This is a genomic window from Alteromonas sp. 009811495 (assembly GCF_028865455.1).
Classification (GTDB): domain Bacteria; phylum Pseudomonadota; class Gammaproteobacteria; order Enterobacterales; family Alteromonadaceae; genus Alteromonas.
This window is the reverse complement of the sequence record NZ_CP113972.1, coordinates 3251386-3273602: the sequence shown is the minus strand read 5'-3', so window position 1 is coordinate 3273602 and position 22217 is coordinate 3251386. Positions and strand designations below refer to the sequence as shown.

Sequence of the window (22217 nt, the reverse complement as noted above, 5' to 3'; positions counted from 1 at the left end):
TAACGTCATATCAGCATTTTAATTAGTGAGCAGCAGCGTAGTCTTCTACCTGCTGCCACACGCGCAATAGATTACCGCTGAGTATTTTTTCAATATCTTGGCGCTCGTAACCCCTATCAAGCAATCCTTGAACAAGGTTTGGAAAACTTGCTACATCCTTAAGACCGATAGGCAGTGAGTCGCCCACACCATCGTAGTCAGAGCCTATACCTACATGGTCAACGCCTACGAGTTTCACCACATGATCAATGTGGTCGAGTACTTCATCTAGCGTTGAATACGGGTAGGGCACTTTCTTGCGGTAGTCTTCATCAAAAGTCGCGAGTTTAGGGCTGTCTTCACCCTCTTTTTCAATCAACGCTTTGCGCGCATTCGTTAGCCCAGTGCGCCATTGTCCGGCAGCTTTTGTCACAAAACTCGAGCCAAAGTTGATCATGATTACACCACCGTTTTTGCCAAGCGCTTTAATCATCTCATCATCCATGTTGCGCTCAAAGCCTGGTGTAAAGCGTCGCAATGATGAGTGAGAGGCAATAACGGGCGTCTTCGTTATCTCAATCACTTGATAAAAAGCATCGTCAGAAACGTGAGAGATATCCAACATGATTCCAATGTTATTCATCTCTGTGACGAGGGTTTTACCAAAGGGACTTAAACCTTTCCACTTGCGGCGCAGATCATACGACGAGTCGGAGATATGGTTAGCTTGGCTATGGGCAAGGGTAATATAACGAATACCACGCTCATAAAAGTCGTTTAGGTTTGCCAGGTCGCCTTGAATAGGAGATCCATTTTCCATACCCATAGGCAAAGAAATCAGCCCATTTTCAAATTGCATTTTCACCTGTGATGGGCTTTTCGCTATCGCGAATTTATCAGGTGCGCGGGCAACAATGGCTTCAACAGAGTCGATGAGTTCATGGGCAAGTTGTGTTGATTCAGGTGAATTATCTAAGCTCGCCGGTACGTATATGCTCATAAAGGGGGCATTTAGTCCGCCTTCAACTGCACGAGGGTAATCAAAGTCACCACCCTCAGTGGCTTTGGTTACATCAACCCATTTCTCTTTGACGCGATAGGGAACATCGATATGTCCATCAACAATTATCGTTTCCTTAGCAATGTTTTTTGCTTGTTGTGAGGCTGAATACGTTTTGGTTTCTTCAGAAAGCGTGACTGTGCTGAACAATACCGTGATGGCTAAAGCACATGTAGAAAGTGGGAAGCGCCCCTTCATAATTAAATTCCTTGTTTTATCGATTGCTTTGCAGATTTTCATCGCATGTGTCATGTGAAGGACAGTCGAAAGAGTAAATCATAATCACAAACGCCACAATGGGGAGGCGCGGGTTATGACACTGTAGCGAGTAAGCGCACTGTGCAGTGTCCCTCGCGAGTAAGTTTGGTCCCTTTTAAGTTAATTTGGTCTCCTTTAGGTAAGTTTGTCTATTTTTGCAGCACTTGTGCTCATTCACCTAAATTTTACATTGCAATAAAAATTTAAAACTTGTTATGGTGAAGACTGCGTGACTTCATTGCGTTAATGCGTAATACTCCTGAGCGCTCCGCCCAATATCGATATGAATGAATCGATGACAGACTCGACTCTGTGGGGCCAACGTAATTTTAAGTGGTACCCGCCCTCTTTTCATTATTAGCCGGGACCACAGCAAACAAGTATGAGAAATAAATATGGCTATGAATTTTGTACCGCTAGATAAAGAAAAGCATAAAGACCTAAAAATTGCGGTAACGTCTTCTTTCAGCTTCGCTAAGGGTACTCACCTTGCGGCAGCATCAATTCGTGAATTCGCTCAATTGGCATCTACAATGCCATTGGTGTTTATTGAAGACACCAAAGCGAAGCGTCACCACGTTGTGACCATGCTTGGTTTAGAGCAAGGTCAAAACTTGTTCCTAACAGGTGACAACTGGAAAGGTCCACACGTACCAATGAACATCCTTCGCTATCCGTTTGATGTTCGCCCTGACGGCGACAAGCTTGGTGTATTCATCGATGAAAACACAGAGCTAGCGTCTGATGAAGGTCAGCCACTATTTACCGCCGAAGGTGAAGCGTCTGAATTCTTGGCAAATCGTCAGAAATTCTTGTCAGACCTTGCAAACAGTGAAATGCTGACTCAGCGTTTTGTTGACAAAGTGGTTGAGCTGGACCTACTTGATCCAATTCAAATTCGTCTAACTTACCAAGACGGCAAGCAGCGCAATGTAACAGGCATGATGAGCATCAACGAGAAGAAGTTGCTTGAACTGCCTGACGACCAAGTACTAGAGCTACATAAAGCCGGTTTCCTTGGTGCACTTTATGCGGTAATGATGTCAATTGGCCAACTGAACCGTTTGGTTGAGTTGTCAAATGACACAGAAAACCCAATTCGCAGCATGCAGCTTTCTGCAGTGAATGCACAAGCTCAACAAGCTACTGGCGAAGAAGCGCCAAGCGCGTAAATTGCTCGCAAAATTGAATAGAAAAACCCGCGTAAAAGCGGGTTTTTTGTATCTGCTACTTCTGTTCAGATTTCGTCATTTTCCATTCAGAATTCGTTAAGTTTTAATTGTTTATCTTTGTTCCTGTTTCCAACACACTACTTTTTAGGACAAGACATGGATATCAAAACAAACTCATTTAAGACGGCGCTTACTGCACTTTCTATTGCTGCTGCCTCCATTTTCAGTGCTTCAACGTCTTTCGCTGCTACGCAAAATGAAGTACAAATTTTCGCAGCCGATTTTGAAGGTGTGGACGACAACCTATATGGCGCGTCGTACACGCGATACTTAGATTCTCTTCAAGGAAATTCGGGAGCGCATTTGATAAACCCTTACTTACAGAGAGTTTCAAGTGTATCTGGCAGTTACGCTAACATCGATGGAATTGATAGTTTCTTTCTTGGTTCTACCTATTATTTCAACAAAGAATGGATGCTTGATATCGGTGGTTCGCACTCAAGATCCGATAACGACTTTATAGACAGCGACAATACCAACATCAATGTGCAGGTGGGGTATAACGTAACAAGAGAGTGGCAAATTGGCGCAGGTCTGAACTATGCGCGCTACAATGCTGATGGACAAATTGACGATGTCATCATTGATGAAAGTTATAGCAACACAGTTGCCGCTGTCTTCACACGTTACACTACAGTTGGTAAATCAGGTACGGGATGGGATTTACTTGCTACTTACGCTGCAGATGATGTAGATGCGATAACGGCCAATGCGCGCTATTTCTTTAGTCCCAGACTAAGCGTTGGTGGCGAATTCAGCTACTCTGACGCACCTAGTGGTTTCGACGATAGCAAGAGAGCAAGCGTAGACGTTGATTATTGGTTCAATGAACAGCTTTCAGTTCATGCTAGCTACTCAAAAAATTTAGACAGTGATATTGACGCAGATGTCGCTAACCTACGAGCAACGTACCGGTTTTAATTCTTCCAGGTTCTTTTAAGCGCGCCGTGCGCGCGCTTTCTTGTTATTTCCATCGGCTTTCTTCGCTTTTCCAATCCTACCGCCGCTCTGGAATATGTTTTTTACCGCCGTTCGTCGATTAATGTCAGCGTCACGTTAAATTTTTTACACGCCTAATCATAGACTTCCTAAAACTACTGTTTATCCAAACAGTATGAAGCCAGTAAATACGCGGCTTACACGGCACTTTTCTACTTGACAGTGGGGATCATTGATACCTAAACTGTATCTCAGTGGGTAAATGTGGCGAATTGTGGATCAAATCATCATCACTTTGCAGATTAGTACTCAAATAATAAGAAAACCAAGAGCAAATAATAAAAGGCTAGGGGAATGTTCCGCGGCGCTAACGCAATCAATCTGGATACAAAAGGCAGACTGGCTATACCGACGAAGTATCGTCAGTCGCTGCTGGATGATTGTCAGGGACAACTAGTCTGCACAGTCGATACACAACAAAGTTGTTTGCTACTTTACCCACTTCCCGAATGGGAAGAGATTGAGCTTAAGCTCATTAAACTTTCAAGCATGATCCCAGCGGAGCGCAGAATGCAGCGCTTGCTACTTGGTCATGCATCAGAAGGTGAAATGGATAAAAGCGGACGTATTCTTATTCCTACTCCACTGCGCGCACACGCGAAACTATCAAAAGAAGTCATGTTGGTTGGTCAGTTAAACAAATTTGAGATTTGGGATGCCGAGGTCTGGGCACAACAAATCGAGGTTGATATCGACACCGAACGCAAGGGCGAATTTGAACTTACCGAACGATTACAGGACTTCTCTCTATGACACAGCCAAGCGAATTTAAACATATTTCAGTACTGCTTGACGAATGTATTGACGCTTTGGCGATTAAACCTGATGGCATTTACGTAGACGCGACATTTGGACGCGGTGGTCATTCAGCGCACATTCTTGCTTCACTTGGTGAAAATGGTCAACTGATTGCGTTCGACCGCGATCCTCAGGCAATAAAAGCCGCTGAGCGTTTTGCTGACGACGCACGCTTTCGCATTATCCATTCGCCTTTTGGTGATATGGCAGAAGAGATTGAAGCCTTGGGCCTGACAGGCAAAATCGATGGCGTGTTGATGGATTTAGGCGTGTCGTCACCACAATTAGATGATGCAGAGCGAGGCTTTAGTTTTCTTCGAGATGGGCCTTTGGACATGCGCATGGATACCTCTAAAGGACAGAGCGCTGCGCAGTGGTTGGCAAGTGCCGAAGAACAAGACATCGCGCAAGTGATCAAAGAGTTCGGGGAAGAGAAATTTGGTAAGCGTATCGCTCATGCTATTGTCAATACACGAGAAGAAACGCCCATCACACGTACCGCACAGCTAGCGAAAATTATTGATGAAGCTGTACCCGTAAAAGATAAATTTAAGCACCCTGCTACGCGTGCATTTCAAGGCATCCGTATATACATTAATGCAGAGCTTGAGCAGTTGCGTGTGGGTCTAAAGGCGGCAACTCAGGTTCTAGCGAAGGAAGGCCGTTTGGCCGTGATCTCGTTTCATTCCCTTGAAGATCGTTTAGTAAAACGTTTCATTAAAGAGCAAAGCAAAGGCAAAGCTGTACCGCATAATTTACCAATCACACAGGCCGAAATTGACGCCGATAAAGTGTTAAAAGCGCTGGGTAAAGCAATCAAACCATCAGAGCAGGAGATTGCGAACAACGTTCGCTCTCGCAGTTCCGTATTGCGGGTGGCAGAAAAACTATGACCAAGCAGCGCGCTGATAAATCCAGCACGAACTTTAGCTTACTGCTGATTATTGTTTCAGATTTGACCCGCAACAAGTTGCGGGTTTTGTTGTATTTAATGGTTATTGTAAGTGGCATGGCAGTGATCTTAAGTAGTCATCACAATCGACAGCAAGTGATCGCACTAGAAGACTTGATGCAAGAGAAAGACGAGCTAGATGTAGAATGGCGTAATCTTGTGTTAGAGCAGCGTGCGCTCACCGAACATAATCGCATTGAAACCTTGGTTGAAAAGCAGCTAGAAATGTATCGCCCGACGGCTGACGATGAAGTTGTAGTGAGGTTGAAATGAGTTTAGCTGAATCGGCACAGTCGCTTAACAAGCCTCGCGCATCAAACCGCAACGGTAATCGCACTAAGCAATCTGGCGCTAAACAAAATGTCACACCTAGCTTAGTGCACTGGCGTTTTATTGTGGTATTGGTGGTTATTATTGCGGTGTTCGGTGTGCTTGCCTCACGCGCTGCTTACATCCAAGTTATCGAACCCGATGAGCTTATTCAGCAAGGCGACAGTCGCACGTTGCGTACCCGAAACATGCCCACTTACCGCGGACTTATTACCGACAGAAACGGTGTAGAGTTAGCGGTAAGCGTACCGGTACGCGCTATTTATGCCGACCCGAAAGTTATTCACGACAACAACGGGTTTAGTGAACAACGCCGCTGGGAAGCGCTTGCAGATGTGCTGCGTCAAGACGTTAACGAATTAAAAGAAAAAGTGGCAAATCCAAAGCGCCGCTTTGTGTACTTGCAACGACAAGTGTCACCCGCAATGGCCGAGTATGTTGATAAGCTCGATATTCCTGGTATTTATCTTCGCAGAGAGAGCCGCCGTTATTACCCCACGGGGGAAGTGTCAGCGCAGCTAATCGGAGTGACCGATGTTGATGATACGGGCGTTGAGGGTCTTGAGCGCATGTATAACGAGTGGCTAACGGGCACACCAGGCTCTCGTAAAATTCGTCGTGATGCTAAGGGACGCCAAGTAGAAATTCTGGAAATGAAATCTGGCGAAAAAGCAGGTGACCTTCAGCTATCTATCGATCAGCGTATTCAGGCGCTTGCGTATAAAGAAATTAAAGAAGCGATGATTTACTATCAATCAAGCTCGGCGTCAGCCATTGTGATTGATGTTAAAACTGGCGATGTATTGGCTATGGTGAATGCACCATCGTTTAATCCTAATGACAGAAGTGATATTTCGCCCCATCGCATGCGCAATCGCGTGATAACCGATGCCTTTGAGCCGGGGTCGTCGCTCAAACCTCTTGCAGTATTAACCGCACTGGAGTTCGGTGAAGTTGAGCCTGAAGACACTGTCGATACCTATCCTGGTTGGATGCGTCTAGGCGGTAGCCTAGTAAAAGATACCCGCAACTATGGTGAGTTGACGCTAGAAGAAATTATTCAGCATTCATCCAACATGGGAACATCAAAATTGGCACTATCTGTGCCAAAGCAATTTCTACTTGATACCTATTACAACATGGGACTGATGAGCGACACCGGACTTAACATGGCAGGCGAGAGTAGTGGTATTTTCCACGAGCGCAGTCGCTGGTCCGAATTTGAGCTTGCAACCTTGTCATTTGGCTATGGCATATCTGTGACCACCGCACAGCTGGGTAGGCTTTATGCCACGTTAGCTAACGGTGGTATTAAAACACCGCTCAATATCATTAAATCACCTAAGCAACCGTCATGGCAGGCACAAGCTGAGCGCGTTATAAGCGAAGAAAACGCCAAAGCCATTGTGCAAATGATGGAAAGTGTTACGCAACGAGGCGGTACCGCAACCAAAGCGGCGGTTCCAGGCTACCGAGTGGCAGGTAAAACAGGTACGAGTAGGAAAGCGGTTGCAGGTGGCTATGGTGAAGAGTACGTCAATATCTTTGCGGGTATTGCCCCCGTTTCTGATCCACGCCTAGTAACCATCGTTCTGATTAATGAACCTGGTGGAGATTTGTATCATGCAGGAGATACCGCTGCACCTGTGTTCTCATCCATTATGGGGGGCGCACTGCATATGCTTAATATTGCGCCCGATGACAAGCAAGTCACCTCAAGCAGCCTATTGAAAGGAGGTCAAAGTGGTAGTTAGTGCCTTTATTCAAAGTACACGTGCATTGCTCGCAAAATTTGGTATCGACGCACCTGATATTCGCATTGAAGGGCTAACGCTCGATAGCCGAGAGGTGAATACGCGCTTAGCGTTTATCGCCATAAAAGGGCACGAACTAGACGGCCGTGATTTCATTCCGCAAGCAATAAGTTTAGGGGCCCGTGTAATATTGGCGCAAACTGAAGACAGTAGTGCCCACGGACAAATGGAAATGCGTGACCATAGCGTCATTATCTATTTGCACGAACTACCTCAAATGCTCTCTGCCCTCGCTGCGGCCTTTTATGATTATCCTGCACAAAAAATGACGACCGTAGCGGTAACCGGGACAAACGGAAAAACCTCTACAGTTCAGTTGCTTACGCAGTTGAAGGATGCGCTCGGAACACGCAGTGCCAGTATTGGAACGCTTGGCAGTAGTGTGTTTGAAGGCAGTGAAACGCAATGGAAATCGACGCCGGCGGCGAATACAACGCCAGATGCCATACGTATGCAGTACTTGTTGGCAGAGTTTGTGCAAAGTGAAGTCCGTCACACGGCCTTTGAAGCAAGCTCCCATGCACTGGTTCAGGGCCGTTTAGGTACGGTAAAAACAGATATAGCGGTGTTTACAAACCTCACGCGTGATCACCTTGATTATCACGGCACCATGGACGAGTACGGTAGAGCTAAGCGTTTGCTGCTGAAACAACCCGGGTTGTGCGCGGTAATACTCAATGCCAATGATGCCGAAAGTGGCAAATGGCATGCGCATGCCGACGACGCAATAACACGGGTATGGACGGGGATTGATGAGGGAAATAGTGAAATCAACGATACTCATAAACAACCTCAGCATCGCCATTGTTTCGCCACAAATGCCACCTATCATTCGTCAGGTTGCGATTTTGATTTGGTAACGTCATGGGGCAACGCAGCGATAACCTTGCCTTTGTTCGGTAAATTCAACATCAGTAATGTATTGAGCGCAATAGGTACATTACTCGCTGAAGGTGAGCGATTTGACGATGTGGTTAACGCGGTCAATGCCATTACGCCTGTACCAGGACGCATGGAAGTATTTGCCGTCAATAACGCCGCCAATATGGTTGTTGACTATGCGCACACCCCAGATGCATTAGAAAAAGTGCTACTGAGCGCCAAATTTCACACGCAAGGCAAAGTGTGGTGTGTATTTGGATGTGGCGGAGACAGAGATAAAGGTAAGCGACCGCTAATGGGACAGGCTGCCGAGGCTGGCGCAGATGCAATAGTGATAACCACTGACAATAGTAGAAGTGAGGATCCGCAAGCTATTGCCGCTGACATTATCGCCGGGCTTAACAATCGTGAATTGGCTGTGTCTATACCGGATAGGGAGCAAGCCATTCGCCACTGCCTGTCACATGCTGATGTTAACGACATCATCATAGTGGCTGGTAAAGGCCACGAAGACTACCAAATTATCGGTGACAAGAAGACTAATTATAATGAACGTGCAGTTGTGGCGCGACTGCAGCAGGAGTACAGCAAATGATAACAACTACGCTGTCATGGATAGCCGAGAAAGTGAATGGAACTCTTTTAGGTGCGTCTGAGGATATTGAAGTATCTGCAATTAGCACCGATACGCGAACGATAGAAAGCGGCGCAGTATATTTAGCGTTAAAAGGCCCTAACTTTAATGGCCATGATTTTATATTGCACGCACAAAACGCCGGCGCGAGTGCCGTGATTGCCAGCGAAGAGGTAAATACCACATTACCTGTTATTCGCGTTGAAGACACCAAGCAGGCATTAGGCATGCTAGGAGCAGCGGTGAAGGCACTGGTTGCACCAAAAACTATAGCGGTTACGGGTAGTAGCGGTAAAACAACAGTAAAAGAAATGTGCGCCTCAATTCTAGAGCGCCGCGGCAATGTGCTGGCGACAAAAGGCAATTTCAATAACGATATTGGGGTTCCACTGACGTTGTTGCGTTTAGAGCCTCACCACGAATTTGCGGTTATGGAGCTTGGCGCCAATCATTTAGGTGAAATCGCCTATACCACCAATTTAGTTAAGCCTGATGTCGCAACCATTGTAAATGCGGCAGCTTCGCACCTAGAAGGTTTTGGCAGCTTGTTGGGCGTGGCACGAGCGAAAAGCGAAATATTTAAAGGCCTTGGCGATGATGGCGTAGCCATTGTCAATATAGACAGTCAGTTCGCAGACTTTTGGTTGGGTAAATTAAAGCACACCAAGACGCTTACATTCGCCCCAGATCAAAAGAATCCGGCAGATTTTCATGCTGAAGATATCACTATTGGTCTAGATGGCTGTGCGTCATTTCACCTTGTATGCCCACAAGGTGAAATTGCTATTCAACTTACTATTCCTGGCATTCACAATGTGGGTAATGCGTTGTTATCTGCAGCGCTTACGCTTCAAGTGGGCGCTACGCTGGAAAACGTGCGCGATGGCCTTCTAACAATGAAGCAAGTCAGCGGGCGTCTAAACGTAAAACAGCTCACTGAGCAAGTTCGACTTCTCGATGATACTTACAATGCAAATGTAGCCTCGGTAAACGCGGCAATTGACACACTAAGTAGCTTTTCAGGCATTACAGTGTTGGTGCTTGGCGATATGAAAGAGCTAGGCGAAAAGGCGCGTTATTATCACGAACAAGTGGGAGAGTACGCCAAACAGAAAGGTATCGACTACCTCTACACTATGGGAGTACTAAGTCAGTCAGCAAGTGCTGTGTTTGATGAAAATGGTGGGCATTTTAGCGACGTAGAGAGTTTGTTAGCCGCAATGGAGAGTGATTTGTTAGTGCACCAGCGCGATATTTCAATTTTAGTTAAAGGTTCACGCAGCTCTAAAATGGAGCGCGTGGTAGAGGCGATTGAGGCCTCTACGCTGGGAAAGCTTGATAGCCGTCGGGAGCGTATTGCATGTTAATTTGGCTCGCCGATTGGCTGACTCAATTTGAATCTGGGTTTAACGTATTTTCGTACCTTACTCTACGCGCGATTTTAAGCACGTTGACCGCGCTGCTGATTGCTATTTTGATAGGCCCAAAAATGATCCGCTATCTGCAAACCATGCAGATAGGTCAAACCGTGCGAGATGATGGTCCTCAAAGCCATTTATCCAAATCGGGAACGCCTACCATGGGAGGGCTACTAATACTCGCGGCTATCGTGGTAAGCGGGCTGTTGTGGGCTGACTTAACTAATCGCTATGTACTTGTTACGTTATTTGTTGTGGTGGCTTATGGGATTATCGGATTCGTAGACGATTACAGAAAAGTCATCCGCAAAGACTCGAAAGGCCTTATTGCTCGCTGGAAGTATTTTTGGCAGTCAGTTGTCGCACTTGGTGTCGCTTTTTTCCTATACAGTAGCGCGACCTTAAGCGCAGAGACTTCATTGTTAGTCCCGTTTTTTAAGGAAGTTTTCCCGCAGCTTGGGGCGTTCTTTATCATCATTACCTACTTTGCCATTGTAGGAACAAGCAATGCGGTAAATCTGACAGATGGATTAGACGGGTTGGCCATCGTGCCTACCATTTTAGTGGCGGGCGCATTTGCTATTTTCGCTTATGTTACAGGGAATGCGAATTTCGCCGCTTACCTTAACATTCCGCACATTCCACTTACCAGTGAGCTTGTTATTGTATGTACTGCAATGGTGGGGGCTGGCCTAGGGTTTCTATGGTTTAACACATACCCTGCTCAGGTATTTATGGGCGATGTAGGTTCACTTGCGCTTGGGGGAACCTTGGGTGTGCTAGCTGTGTTGGTGCGCCAAGAACTGGTACTTATCATTATGGGTGGTGTTTTTGTAATGGAAACACTGTCGGTTATCTTGCAGGTGGGCTCATATAAGTTACGTGGTCAGCGTATTTTCAGAATGGCGCCTATTCATCATCACTATGAGTTAAAAGGATGGCCAGAACCGCGGGTAATCGTGCGTTTTTGGATAATATCCATCATTTTGGTGCTAGTTGGACTAGCAACGTTGAAACTGAGATAAGGTTTTATGTCATATAACGTACGCGAGCATAGTTATGTTGTCGGTGGCCTAGGCGTTACAGGTCAGGCTTGCGTGCGCTTTTTACTGCAACATCAAGCTTCGGTAAAAGCGTTCGATACACGAGAGCAATTGTCATTGCCTAATGATTTAGCCCAGACACTGAAAGATAGCGTAACTACCGCTGAACTGACAAAAAGCTACTTTGACGGTGTCGATACCTTAGTGCTGAGCCCTGGATTAGCCGCCGATATAGCGCAAGTACGCCTAGCGAAATCCTGTGGTGTAGAGGTAATAGGCGATGTGGAACTCTTTGCTCGCTTAAATCGCAACCTCGCATCGCCGAAAAAAGTGGTTGGCATTACTGGATCTAACGGTAAAACCACAGTGACACTACTGACCAATCATTTGCTAAATGCCTGTGGCATTCGCAGTATTGAGGCGGGTAACGTGGGTCGTCCTGTACTCGAGGCGCTAGAAAGTGACGCCGACGTTATTGTGATGGAGTTATCAAGCTTTCAACTTGAAACAACCTCATCACTGTTGCTTGAAACAGCGACCGTGTTAAATATTTCTGATGATCATCTCGATAGGCATGGCACGTTAGAGAATTACATTAATGCCAAGCACCGAATATTTGACAATGCAGCGTCAGCCGTAGTGTGGCGCGATGGCGAATTTGTTGCGCCGGATGAAGACGCCGAGCAATCTATGTCACATATTGTTGAGTATGGTTTAGGTGAGTCCGAAACAGGCTTTGCTGTTGCCAGCATCCAGAGCGTTGATACCTTAGTTTACAATTCAACGCCTCTGATTAGACTTGACGCCATACCCCTAGCGGGCACACACAATGTGCTTAATGTAATGGCTTCGCTCGCTATTTGCTGTGAGCTTGGCGTGCAGCCCCAAAAGGCAATCGAGCATTTGGCAAGTTTCAAAAGTGCTCCCCATCGCTGTGTAGAAATAGCGAATGAAAACGAAGTCCGCTTTATCGATGATTCTAAAGCAACAAATATAGGTGCAACCGTTGCGGCACTTGAAGGATTAGGGGCATCGACACAAGGTCGTTTGATATTAATTGCCGGTGGCGATGCTAAAGGCGCAGACATGCAAAGTTTGGCGCCCTATCTTGAGAAGTATGTGGCTCACGTTTTTGCTATTGGTAAAGATGCGCCGCAAATAGCTGCAGTCTTCACGCGTACAAGTCAATGCCACTCGATGCAGGACGCAGTTCAAGGTGCCATTGCACTTGCTGAAAAAGGTGATGTGGTATTGTTATCGCCTGCTTGCGCCAGTATAGATATGTTCAAAAACTACATGCATCGCGGTGAAGTGTTCAAGCATGAAGTAGAATCAGCGCTGGCTGTTGATAATGAAGCGCAAAAGGTGGTGTCATGATGACGGCAACCACAAAACTTAGTGAATTATTCTCTGCGCGTCATGACGGAGCGGCACAGCCCAGTGCACCTTATGATGTAACGCTCATACTGATTGCATTAGCGCTAATGAGCATCGGCGTTATTATTGTAACGTCCGCATCCATGCCAGTTGCTGACAGGCTGCATGACAACCCATTCTATTTTGCTATACGTCACGGTATTTACATTGTTGCTGCTGTGGTTGCTGCCATGGTGGTGTTACAGCTTCCCATGCAATTTTGGCGCATGACTAACCCGTACTTATTGCTAGCAGCCATAGGGCTTCTGGTCGCGGTTCTTCTTATTGGTAGAACCGTAAATGGTAGTACGCGCTGGTTAGCAATTGGTCCTATTACTGTGCAGGCTGCAGAGCCCGCCAAGCTTTTCTTTTTTGCTTATTTGGCGGGTTACCTTGTACGTCGATATGAAGAGGTGACCGAGAACCTAAAAGGGTTTATTAAGCCTCTTGTTGTGTTCTTTGTACTTGCAATGTTACTTCTGTTACAGCCGGACTTAGGGACTGTTGTTGTGATGTTCGCCACCACAATAGGTCTTTTGTTTTTGGCGGGCGCAAGACTGTGGCAGTTCTTTGCTTTAGTGTTTGTGGGCGTGCTTGCAGTTGTAGCACTCATTGTTTTTGAGGAATATCGTCTTAAGCGTGTTACGTCGTTCTTAGACCCATGGGCCGACCCGTTTGGTGCGGGCTACCAGCTTACTCAATCTCTAATGGCTTACGGTCGAGGCAATTGGTTTGGCCAGGGACTTGGTAATAGTTTACAAAAGCTAGAGTTTTTACCTGAAGCCCATACTGACTTTGTAATGGCAATCCTTGCCGAAGAGCTTGGCTTTGTAGGCGTTCTGGCTGTCCTAGGTTTAATACTTTGGATGGTGCTGCGAGCGTTGAACATTGGCAACAAAGCATTGGAAAAAGGCCGAGCTTTTGATGGATATCTGGCGTACAGCATCGGCATTTGGTTTAGCTTTCAGACAGCGGTAAACATTGGTGCGAGTGCAGGTATTCTTCCTACTAAAGGGCTGACCTTGCCACTAGTAAGCTACGGTGGCTCATCGCTGATTGTTATGTCCGTCGCGGTGGCCATTTTATTGCGCATTGACTTCGAGCTGCGTGTTGATGGTGTACAAGCACTGGGACGCGGTGACAGTAAGGGTGAGCATAAAAAGGCCAGCGTTAAAAAACGCAGCAAAAAAGCAAATTCAGCGACACCTGTTACTGACAACGAACATAGCTTCGATAATGCAACGGTTGCCGAAAAGCCAGCCACAAAAGCGCCATCTCCTGAAGACGAGGGCAAAGCGGGCATTAAAGCGATATTGGCGCGTGTTGCCGAGGAGGCTGACAATGGCTAAGCGTTGTTTGATCATGGCGGGTGGCACTGGTGGACATGTTTTCCCCGGACTTGCGGTGGCAAACGCATTGCGTGATGAAGGCTGGGAAATTCATTGGCTTGGCACCGCAGAGCGAATGGAAGCTGATGTCGTACCTAAGCACGGTATTCCTATCCATTTTATTCCTGTTAAGGGACTGCGTGGAAAAGGCCTGTCTGCACGCATAAAAGGGGCCATCGCGCTGTTTAAAAGTCTATTTTCTGCAAGACGTATTATCTCGCGTATAGCGCCTGACATCGTGGTAGGTTTTGGAGGTTATGCGAGTGGTCCAGGCGGTGTTGCCGCTAAAACACTGGGTATACCCGTTATCATTCATGAGCAAAACGCTGCAGCGGGCATGACCAATAAATTGCTTAGTAAAATAGCCACTCGTGTACTACTTGGGTTTGATGATGCGAAAACACAGTTTTCTGGCGCTATTAAAAAAGTGCACACAGTCGGTAATCCAGTTCGAGATGCTATTTTTTCGGTAAAAGCAAAAGTGGCTGAGAATAGTGTGAGTGAAGGAAACGGTTCGCTGAATATGCTTGTTGTTGGCGGTAGCTTAGGGGCTCAGATCTTAAACGACACTGTGCCAGCAACGTGCGGCGCTTTATCCGGTTTATCCATTATGCACCAATGCGGCAAAGGAAATAGCGAAAACGTTAAACAGGCCTATGAAAGCGCAGGCGCAGACATGACAACCATCAAAGTGAGCGATTTTATTGATGATATGGCTGCGGCATACGAATGGGCTGATTTCGTAGTGTGCAGGGCGGGTGCGCTAACCGTTAGTGAAGTTGCCGCAGCAGGCAGAGCAGCCATTTTCGTTCCTCTACCGCATGCGGTAGACGATCATCAAACAAAGAATGCGCAATCATTAGTCAAGCAAGATGCTGCTGTTTTTATTGCACAAAATGTATTAAAAGACAATTTAGGGCAAGCGGTGCGTCAGTGGCTTAAACATCCCGACGACTGCTTGAAAATGGGGGCATTGGCGCGTAAGTGTGCGAGTACCCATGCCACAGAACATGTAGTAAGCCACGTTAAAAGCGTGGTAGGAGTAGGGGACTAATGGTTTTTAAAACCCCATTTGAAAGCCCGCAAATGCGCAGGGTCAAAAATATATTTTTTATTGGTATCGGCGGTGCCGGTATGGGCGGTATCGCAGAGGTATTGCTGAATGAAGGTTATGCGATTGCAGGCTCTGATATTCAAGAAGGGCCTATGACGCAACGCTTAAGTGAACTGGGCGCTGACGTGAAAATTGGCCATCGTTCAGAAAACGTGGAAGGTATGGATGTTATTGTTGTGTCCAGTGCCATAAACGAGCAGAACCCAGAAATCATTGTTGCTCGTGAAAAGCGTATTCCAATTATACGCCGCGCTGAAATGCTCGCTGAGCTCATGCGTTTTCGTCATGGCATTGCTGTGGCAGGAACCCATGGTAAAACAACCACTACAAGCTTGATTTCTACTATTTTTGCAGAAGCAGAATACGATCCTACGTTTGTGATTGGTGGGCTGCTTAACAGTGCTGGTACTAATGCAAGACTAGGTAAAAGCCGCTATCTCATAGCAGAAGCTGACGAGAGTGATGCGTCATTTCTCCATCTGCAGCCTATGGTGTCAGTAGTCACCAATATCGAGGCAGATCATATGGATACGTATGGCGGTGACTTTTCAAAGGTCAAAGACACGTTTGTCGACTTCCTATCAAACTTACCATTTTACGGTCAGGCAATTGTGTGTGGGGACGATGCAAATATTCAAGAGATTCGCCCGCGTATTGGTCGCAGTATTCTTACCTATGGTTTTGAAGCACATAACGATTACCGTGCAGAAAACATTCGTCTGTCTTTTGGTAAAGCAAATTTCACTGTTATTCGTCCAGAATTACCCGCGCTTGAAATCACATTAAACCTAACCGGTAATCACAATGTGTTAAACGCACTTGCCGCCATTGCAGTTGCAACTGATGAAGGTATCGAAGATGACGCCATTATTCGTGCACTCGCCAGTTTTGGTGGGATAGGTCGTCGTTTTGAGCAACTAGGTACGTTTACAACGAGCAAGGGTGAGGTGTGCTTAGTAGATGACTATGGGCACCATCCAACAGAAGTTAGAGCGACGATCGCTGCGGCAAGAGCGAATTGGCCAGACAAGCGCCTTGTTATGGTTTATCAACCTCACCGTTACACGCGAACCCGTGATTTGTACGAAGATTTTGTTGAAGTCCTGTCTAGTGTAGATGCGCTATTGCTGTTAGATGTTTACGCAGCAAGTGAGCAACCCATTGAAGGCGCTGACAGTAAATCTCTGTGCCGCTCTATACGTCAAAGAGGGCAAATAGAACCTGTTTATGTGGGCGGCAAAGACGCATTACCAGCGATATTGGCCAATATTATGCTTGATGGAGACATAGTGATGACCCAAGGGGCGGGGAATATTGGACAAATTGCCAAGCTACTTGCAAAGCACCAATTAGAGCCACAACAACTTGCTAAGGAGGGAGAATAAGATGTTTAAACCCTCAGTTAGTACTCACTCTCCATCGGAATATGGCAAAGTTGCTGTTCTGTTAGGTGGCGATTCAGCAGAACGCGAGGTCTCGCTTAATTCAGGTACGGCAGTACTAAACGCGCTGTTACGTCAAGGTGTGGACGCATTTGCATTCGACCCTGCTGAGCGTCCTTTAACTGATTTACTTACACTCGATGTCGACCGAGCGCTTATTATGTTGCATGGTCGCGGCGGTGAAGATGGTTCCATGCAAGGGGCATTACAGCTACTTAAAATTCCTTATACAGGCAGTCGAGTGTTAGGTTCAGCATTGGCGATGGACAAAATTCACACGAAGCAAGTTTGGCAAAGTTTGGGCTTACCGACAGCAAAATATGAAATTGCTGATAAAAGGCACTTTGAAGCTGGTAAGTGCAGCGCTATAATGGATAAATTGGGGAATGAAGTCATGGTAAAACCGGCCCGAGAAGGGTCGAGTATTGGCATGGCACGAGTGACTAGCGCTAAACAACTCGAAACTGCTATTCAAGACGCCTTTAAATATGATAATCAAGTCTTGTTAGAGCAGTATATTGACGGCCCAGAGTTCACTGTTTCTGTATTACAGGGGCAGGCTTTGCCGTCTATTCGCATGTCTACTCCACATACATTCTACGATTATGCTGCTAAGTATCAGGATAATACTACGGAATATTACTGTCCCAGCGGTTTGTCCGAAGAACAAGAGGTGCAACTAGCAAAGCTTGCTGCACGTGCGTTTGATGCAGTGTCTGGCAGTGGTTGGGGGCGTGTTGATGTCATGCAAGACAACCAAAGGCAGTTTTATTTGCTCGAGGCAAATACAGTGCCTGGTATGACAGAGAAAAGTTTAGTCCCCAAAGCAGCTAAAGTAGCGGGGTTATCGTTTGATGAACTGGTTTTAAGTATTTTATCGACCAGCTTTGATGATAACCCAAAGACGGCGGTTTAACCGCCAGCTTAAAATGTATAAAGACGAATGACTGAACCAAATACTAAGCAAGGTGCCGCTAACTTAGCAGCACCTAAAAAGAGCAAAAGAGCCATGTGGGGCGGCGTCGCCTTCTTGGGCTTGGTGCTGGCTGGTTTAGTCTTTGGTGGCATGAAAGCTAACCAGTATTTGTACGATGAGCAACAAATGCCGGTGCAAGTGATCGATTTTTCTGGTGATTATCAGCATATCGACATTGCAAAGCTCGAGCGATTAATTCGTAAAGCGCAACCCGGAAGTTTTTTTGCGCTTGACGTTAACGAAGTATTTGAACTCGTTGAATCACAGTCTTGGGTTTACCGTGCTTCGGTTCGAAAAAAGTGGCCGAACACACTGAAAATTTATTTGGTTGAACAACAACCTGTTGCCAAGTGGAACGAAGATTTGTTGCTTAACCCCTACGGCGATACGTTTAACGATGAAGGGGTTGAGTTGCAATTACCTAGGTTATATGGCCCGGGCGGCAGCGAAAAAACGGCACTTGAAGGTTACAATGCCATGCATGCGTTGATAACAACAACGGATATGGCCATTGATGAGTTAAGCCTAAGCGAGCGATTTGCTTGGCAAGTGCAGTTAAAGAACGGTATAAAATTGAATTTGGGGCGCCAAGAGTTTATCGATAGATTACAACGCTTTATCGATGTTTATCCGCTGTTGGCGCAGCAAGAGAAGGCGGTGAAATACGTCGACCTTCGCTATGACACGGGTGTTGCCGTTGGTTGGAACGATGACAACACCACAGATGAAGAGAGTTAAGGAAACCATGTCAAAACCTGCTGAACGCAATTTGATTGTAGGACTAGATATCGGCACCAGCCAAGTGAAGGCTGTTGTGGGCGAACTGCTAGAAGATGATCAAATCAGTATCGTTGGCGTGGGCACCCATGCGTCAAAAGGCATGGACAAGGGCGGCGTTAACGATTTGAACTTGGTGGTTAAGTCGGTACAACGTGCAGTGAACGAGATGGAGTTAATGGCAGATTGCCGTGTGTCTTCAGTTTTCATGTCTATCTCGGGACGTCACGTAAAATGCCAAAATGAAAATGGCATGGTGCCAATTAATAACCAAGAAGTAACACAAGAAGATGTAGATAATGTGATTCATGCAGCGCGTAGTGTACCTATAGCTGCTGAGCGACGTTTACTACATGTTTTACCACAGGAATTTACTATTGACGTACAAGAGGGAATTAAAAACCCGATTGGCATGTCAGGCGTAAGAATGGAAGCGGATGCACACATTATTACGTGCGCAGATGATATGGCAAAAAATATGGTTAAGTGCGTTGAGCGTTGTGAGCTTAATGCCGATCAGCTTATTTTCTCAGCCCTAGCATCTAGCTATGCCGTGTTGACTGATGACGAGCGCGAGCTTGGTGTCTGCGTAGTCGACATTGGTGGCGGTACGATGGATATGGTGATTTACACAGATGGTGCAATTCGTCATACGGCCGTAATTCCTGTTGCAGGTAATCAAATTACCAGCGATATTGCTAAGATCTTTAGAACGCCTATCAGCAATGCTGAAGAAATTAAGGTGAATTACGCCTGTGCATTGAAAGATATGGTAAGTATGGAAGACAGCATTGAAGTGCCGAGTGTGGGCGGACGCCCTGCTCGAGTGATGTCTCGTCATACATTGGCTGAGGTCATTGAACCTCGTTACCAAGAGCTTTTTGAACTGGTACACGATGAAATTCGTGCCAGTGGTCTGGAAGAGCAAATTGCTGCGGGCCTCGTGCTCACAGGCGGCACTGCAAAAATGGAAGGTGCTGTAGAATTTGCTGAGGAACTTTTCCAGATGCCCGTGCGCGTGGGCAAACCCATCAACGTAAAAGGCTTGTCTGAATACGTTGATGATGCCGGCTTTGCAACAGTTGTAGGACTGCTGCAATATGGCAAAGTACAATCTGATAATAAGAAATCCAGTACGCAGAAACCCGGTGAAAGCTTATTTCAACGAGTGCAAAGCTGGTTTAAAGGTGAATTTTAATTTTATTTTGGGGGCGCTATAGCTACGGCATTAAGGCTGGCAGGACGCAATTAGCCTAAGGGAATGACCTGGCGTAGTGTTGAAAAGACGTACAACCGGAGAGTAAGTATGTTCGAATTAATGGATAGTCACGGCGAAGAAGCCGTAATCAAAGTCATCGGTGTCGGTGGCGGCGGCGGCAATGCAGTTGAGCACATGGTGTCTCAAAGCATTGAAGGCGTAGAATTTATCGCAGTTAACACCGATGCACAGGTGCTTCGCAGCTCAAGTGCAGACGTAACACTTCAAATTGGTTCAAGTGTTACAAAAGGGTTAGGTGCAGGTGCTGATCCGAATATTGGTCGTGAAGCAGCACAAGAAGACAGAGAAACCATTCGCCAAGCATTAGACGGCGCTGATATGGTTTTCATCACTGCCGGTATGGGCGGTGGTACGGGTACGGGCGCTGCGCCAGAAGTGGCAAAAATTGCACGCGAAATGGGTATTCTTACTGTAGCAGTAGTGACCAAACCGTTCCCATTTGAAGGTAAAAAGCGTACCTCTTTTGCAGAGCAGGGCATTGTTGAACTTGCGAATAACGTAGACTCGCTCATCACCATCCCGAATGAAAAGCTGCTTAAAGTGATGGGCCCAGGCACACCACTACTTCAAGCTTTCAGTGCAGCGAACGATGTGCTACGCGGCGCTGTTCAGGGGATTGCAGAGCTTATTACACGTCCTGGTCTTATCAACGTTGACTTTGCTGACGTACGTACTGTCATGTCTGAAATGGGTAAAGCAATGATGGGTAGTGGCGCGGCAAGCGGTCCAGACCGTGCTGAAGAAGCAGCAGAATCAGCCATTGCAAGTCCATTACTTGAAGATATCGATTTGTCAGGTGCGCGCGGTATTCTCGTGAATATCACAGCAGGCCCAGACTTCGCTATTGACGAGTTTGAAACAGTGGGTAACGCGGTTAAAGCTTTTGCTTCTGAAAACGCAACGGTTGTAGTCGGTACGGTTATTGATATGGAAATGACCGACGAACTACGCGTAACAGTTGTGGCAACAGGTATTGGTGCAGAGCGTAAGCCTGATATCTCACTGGTGAGTTCTGAAGGTTCTCGTTTGACTCAAAGCGCCAAAGAGTACGGCAGCACGCAAACAAGCGAGCCGCGTTCTGCAGTGGGTGGCACTGAGGGCAACCAAGCGCTAAAAGCTGATGACAGTGCGCAACCTGACAACGACCTAGAGTATCTTGATATTCCAGCGTTCTTGCGTAAACAGGCAGACTAATTTAGCTGCCTGAAAAGGAAGGGAATTATTTTGCAGAAGTGTTGTCTTACACTATTGAGTGTAAATCAACACAATGTAATGTAACTGCGTGGAAGGTTGAAATAAGCCAAATTGATACCATTTTGGTGGCATATTGGGCAAATTTTGACATGTGAGTAATAACTCACTATAATTCGCGCCCGCTTTTTTAATAGGTAAAAGCTTAAGCAGATGATTAGACAACGTACAATCAAGCATCCAGTACAAGAGACTGGAATTGGGCTTCATAAAGGGGAAAAGGTCACAATGACTCTCCGACCTGCGCCTGCAAACACGGGAATCGTGTTTAGGCGTGTTGACCTTGAACCTCATGTTGATATCCCTTCGCGTGCGAACGCGGTGGGTAATACCATGCTGTGTACGTGTCTAAACAATGAAGACGGTGTAACAATCCAAACCGTTGAACACTTAGCGTCTGCGTTAGCAGGGCTGGGTATCGACAATATCATTGTTGAAGTAGACAGTAACGAGCTGCCAATTATGGACGGAAGTGCAAGCCCGTTCGTATTCTTACTTCAGTCTGCGGGTATTGAAGAGCTTAATGCACCGAAGCAATTTATCCGTATTAAAAAGCCAGTTCGTGTAGAAGATGGCGACAAGTGGGCTGAATTAGTGCCGTATGATGGCTTCCGCGTAGATTTCCAGATAGATTTTGATCATCCGGTGATCAGTCAAACGCGTCAGCATATGACAATGGATTTTGACTCTTGTTCATATGTTAACGAAGTAAGCCGTGCGCGTACGTTTGGGTTCATGAGCGACTTAGAATATATGAATGCGAACAACCTAGCATTAGGCGGTAGCATGGAAAACGCTGTTGCGCTTGATGAGTTTAGAGTGCTAAATCCTGAAGGCTTGCGTTACGACGATGAGTTTTTAAAGCATAAGATCTTAGACGCTATTGGTGATTTGTACCTAGGCGGACATAGTCTGATCGGCGAGCTTCGCGCTTATAAAACAGGTCACGGTCTCAATAATAAGTTGTTGAATGCCGTGCTAGAACAAAAAGACTGTTGGGAATATGTGACGTACGATTCGCAAGAAACTGCGCCAATTCGTTACGCTCAGCCAGCACTCGCATAAAAAAATTGTGAAAAGCCGCCTACGGGCGGCTTTTTTTCGTATGGCAATTACTGAAATAAATGATACAGTAGCCGGATAATTATATAAATTTCACCCACGTGACACAAAAA

19 protein-coding genes are annotated in these 22217 nt (G+C 46.3%); 18 read left to right on the top strand and 1 reads right to left on the bottom strand.

Translation table 11 applies throughout. From position 1 onward, the window contains the following. Positions 1-22: 22 nt before the first annotated feature. Positions 23-1237: a dipeptidase gene (locus tag OZ660_RS14860; RefSeq protein WP_202262254.1), complete on the bottom strand. Its 1215-nt coding sequence runs from the start codon at positions 1235-1237 to the stop codon at positions 23-25. Positions 1238-1692: 455 nt separating this feature from the next. Here OZ660_RS14860 and OZ660_RS14855 point away from each other — a divergent pair, with 455 nt between their 5' ends. The 18 genes from OZ660_RS14855 to lpxC all read left to right on the top strand — a co-directional run bounded on the left by OZ660_RS14855 (position 1693) and on the right by lpxC (position 22107). Next, entirely contained in the window at positions 1693-2469 is a 777-nt protein-coding gene (locus OZ660_RS14855; protein ID WP_159626807.1) for a SapC family protein, read from the top strand. Positions 2470-2625: 156 nt separating this feature from the next. Then, positions 2626-3450 carry a putative porin gene (locus OZ660_RS14850; RefSeq protein WP_274741439.1) on the top strand — a complete coding sequence of 275 codons (825 nt, stop codon included), beginning with the start codon at positions 2626-2628 and terminating at the stop codon, positions 3448-3450. 372 nt (positions 3451-3822) lie between these two features. After that, complete coding sequence (gene mraZ / locus OZ660_RS14845; protein WP_159626811.1) at positions 3823-4281, top strand: division/cell wall cluster transcriptional repressor MraZ; 459 nt, start codon at positions 3823-3825, stop codon at positions 4279-4281. Then, entirely contained in the window at positions 4278-5219 is a 942-nt protein-coding gene (gene rsmH / locus OZ660_RS14840; RefSeq protein WP_226432126.1) for a 16S rRNA (cytosine(1402)-N(4))-methyltransferase RsmH, read from the top strand. The genes mraZ and rsmH overlap by 4 nt, the downstream gene beginning before the upstream one ends. Continuing rightward, a complete protein-coding gene (ftsL, locus tag OZ660_RS14835) occupies positions 5216-5551 on the top strand; it encodes a cell division protein FtsL (RefSeq protein WP_159626815.1) in 336 nt (111 codons plus the stop codon). Before rsmH ends, ftsL begins: the two co-directional genes overlap by 4 nt. After that, entirely contained in the window at positions 5548-7362 is a 1815-nt protein-coding gene (locus tag OZ660_RS14830; protein ID WP_274741438.1) for a penicillin-binding transpeptidase domain-containing protein, read from the top strand. The genes ftsL and OZ660_RS14830 overlap by 4 nt, the downstream gene beginning before the upstream one ends. Then, positions 7352-8899, top strand: a complete 1548-nt coding sequence (locus OZ660_RS14825) for a UDP-N-acetylmuramoyl-L-alanyl-D-glutamate--2,6-diaminopimelate ligase (protein WP_274741437.1) — start codon at positions 7352-7354, stop codon at positions 8897-8899. The genes OZ660_RS14830 and OZ660_RS14825 overlap by 11 nt, the downstream gene beginning before the upstream one ends. After that, positions 8896-10305 (top strand): UDP-N-acetylmuramoyl-tripeptide--D-alanyl-D-alanine ligase, encoded by a 1410-nt coding sequence (locus OZ660_RS14820; RefSeq protein WP_274741436.1) that lies wholly within the window; start codon positions 8896-8898, stop codon positions 10303-10305. Before OZ660_RS14825 ends, OZ660_RS14820 begins: the two co-directional genes overlap by 4 nt. After that, the gene (gene mraY / locus OZ660_RS14815) at positions 10299-11381 is read left to right on the top strand and encodes a phospho-N-acetylmuramoyl-pentapeptide-transferase (RefSeq protein ID WP_202262249.1); all 1083 of its coding nucleotides are present in this window, start codon (positions 10299-10301) and stop codon (positions 11379-11381) included. Before OZ660_RS14820 ends, mraY begins: the two co-directional genes overlap by 7 nt. 6 nt (positions 11382-11387) lie before the next feature. Continuing rightward, positions 11388-12776 carry a UDP-N-acetylmuramoyl-L-alanine--D-glutamate ligase gene (gene murD / locus OZ660_RS14810; protein ID WP_274741435.1) on the top strand — a complete coding sequence of 463 codons (1389 nt, stop codon included), beginning with the start codon at positions 11388-11390 and terminating at the stop codon, positions 12774-12776. Then, on the top strand, positions 12773-14164 hold the full coding sequence (ftsW, locus tag OZ660_RS14805; protein ID WP_274741434.1) for a cell division protein FtsW: 1392 nt from the start codon (positions 12773-12775) through the stop codon (positions 14162-14164). Before murD ends, ftsW begins: the two co-directional genes overlap by 4 nt. Next, positions 14157-15257, top strand: coding sequence for an undecaprenyldiphospho-muramoylpentapeptide beta-N-acetylglucosaminyltransferase (gene murG / locus OZ660_RS14800; protein WP_274741433.1), 1101 nt, complete (start codon positions 14157-14159; stop codon positions 15255-15257). The genes ftsW and murG overlap by 8 nt, the downstream gene beginning before the upstream one ends. Further along, positions 15257-16702 carry a UDP-N-acetylmuramate--L-alanine ligase gene (murC, locus tag OZ660_RS14795; RefSeq protein ID WP_202262245.1) on the top strand — a complete coding sequence of 482 codons (1446 nt, stop codon included), beginning with the start codon at positions 15257-15259 and terminating at the stop codon, positions 16700-16702. The genes murG and murC overlap by 1 nt, the downstream gene beginning before the upstream one ends. 1 nt (position 16703) lies before the next feature. Continuing rightward, entirely contained in the window at positions 16704-17675 is a 972-nt protein-coding gene (locus OZ660_RS14790; protein WP_159626832.1) for a D-alanine--D-alanine ligase, read from the top strand. A 27-nt stretch (positions 17676-17702) separates the two neighbouring features. After that, complete coding sequence (locus tag OZ660_RS14785; RefSeq protein ID WP_274741432.1) at positions 17703-18473, top strand: cell division protein FtsQ/DivIB; 771 nt, start codon at positions 17703-17705, stop codon at positions 18471-18473. 7 nt (positions 18474-18480) lie between these two features. Further along, positions 18481-19710: a cell division protein FtsA gene (gene ftsA, locus OZ660_RS14780; RefSeq protein ID WP_159626834.1), complete on the top strand. Its 1230-nt coding sequence runs from the start codon at positions 18481-18483 to the stop codon at positions 19708-19710. Between the two features lie 108 nt (positions 19711-19818). Beyond that, positions 19819-20985 (top strand): cell division protein FtsZ, encoded by a 1167-nt coding sequence (gene ftsZ, locus OZ660_RS14775; RefSeq protein ID WP_202262243.1) that lies wholly within the window; start codon positions 19819-19821, stop codon positions 20983-20985. Between the two features lie 210 nt (positions 20986-21195). Further along, positions 21196-22107, top strand: a complete 912-nt coding sequence (gene lpxC, locus OZ660_RS14770) for a UDP-3-O-acyl-N-acetylglucosamine deacetylase (RefSeq protein WP_159626836.1) — start codon at positions 21196-21198, stop codon at positions 22105-22107. The last annotated feature ends 110 nt before the right edge of the window (positions 22108-22217 follow it).

What these genes read in the sequence shown, in the direction of transcription:
- OZ660_RS14860 (WP_202262254.1), bottom strand. Translation starts at nt 1,237, where the DNA reads ATGAAGGGGCGCTTCCCACTTTCTACATGTGCTTTAGCCATCACGGTA.
- OZ660_RS14855 (WP_159626807.1), top strand. Translation starts at nt 1,693, where the DNA reads ATGGCTATGAATTTTGTACCGCTAGATAAAGAAAAGCATAAAGACCTA.
- OZ660_RS14850 (WP_274741439.1), top strand. Translation starts at nt 2,626, where the DNA reads ATGGATATCAAAACAAACTCATTTAAGACGGCGCTTACTGCACTTTCT.
- mraZ (WP_159626811.1), top strand. Translation starts at nt 3,823, where the DNA reads ATGTTCCGCGGCGCTAACGCAATCAATCTGGATACAAAAGGCAGACTG.
- rsmH (WP_226432126.1), top strand. Translation starts at nt 4,278, where the DNA reads ATGACACAGCCAAGCGAATTTAAACATATTTCAGTACTGCTTGACGAA.
- ftsL (WP_159626815.1), top strand. Translation starts at nt 5,216, where the DNA reads ATGACCAAGCAGCGCGCTGATAAATCCAGCACGAACTTTAGCTTACTG.
- OZ660_RS14830 (WP_274741438.1), top strand. Translation starts at nt 5,548, where the DNA reads ATGAGTTTAGCTGAATCGGCACAGTCGCTTAACAAGCCTCGCGCATCA.
- OZ660_RS14820 (WP_274741436.1), top strand. Translation starts at nt 8,896, where the DNA reads ATGATAACAACTACGCTGTCATGGATAGCCGAGAAAGTGAATGGAACT.
- mraY (WP_202262249.1), top strand. Translation starts at nt 10,299, where the DNA reads ATGTTAATTTGGCTCGCCGATTGGCTGACTCAATTTGAATCTGGGTTT.
- murD (WP_274741435.1), top strand. Translation starts at nt 11,388, where the DNA reads ATGTCATATAACGTACGCGAGCATAGTTATGTTGTCGGTGGCCTAGGC.
- ftsW (WP_274741434.1), top strand. Translation starts at nt 12,773, where the DNA reads ATGATGACGGCAACCACAAAACTTAGTGAATTATTCTCTGCGCGTCAT.
- murG (WP_274741433.1), top strand. Translation starts at nt 14,157, where the DNA reads ATGGCTAAGCGTTGTTTGATCATGGCGGGTGGCACTGGTGGACATGTT.
- murC (WP_202262245.1), top strand. Translation starts at nt 15,257, where the DNA reads ATGGTTTTTAAAACCCCATTTGAAAGCCCGCAAATGCGCAGGGTCAAA.
- OZ660_RS14790 (WP_159626832.1), top strand. Translation starts at nt 16,704, where the DNA reads ATGTTTAAACCCTCAGTTAGTACTCACTCTCCATCGGAATATGGCAAA.
- OZ660_RS14785 (WP_274741432.1), top strand. Translation starts at nt 17,703, where the DNA reads ATGACTGAACCAAATACTAAGCAAGGTGCCGCTAACTTAGCAGCACCT.
- ftsA (WP_159626834.1), top strand. Translation starts at nt 18,481, where the DNA reads ATGTCAAAACCTGCTGAACGCAATTTGATTGTAGGACTAGATATCGGC.
- ftsZ (WP_202262243.1), top strand. Translation starts at nt 19,819, where the DNA reads ATGTTCGAATTAATGGATAGTCACGGCGAAGAAGCCGTAATCAAAGTC.
- lpxC (WP_159626836.1), top strand. Translation starts at nt 21,196, where the DNA reads ATGATTAGACAACGTACAATCAAGCATCCAGTACAAGAGACTGGAATT.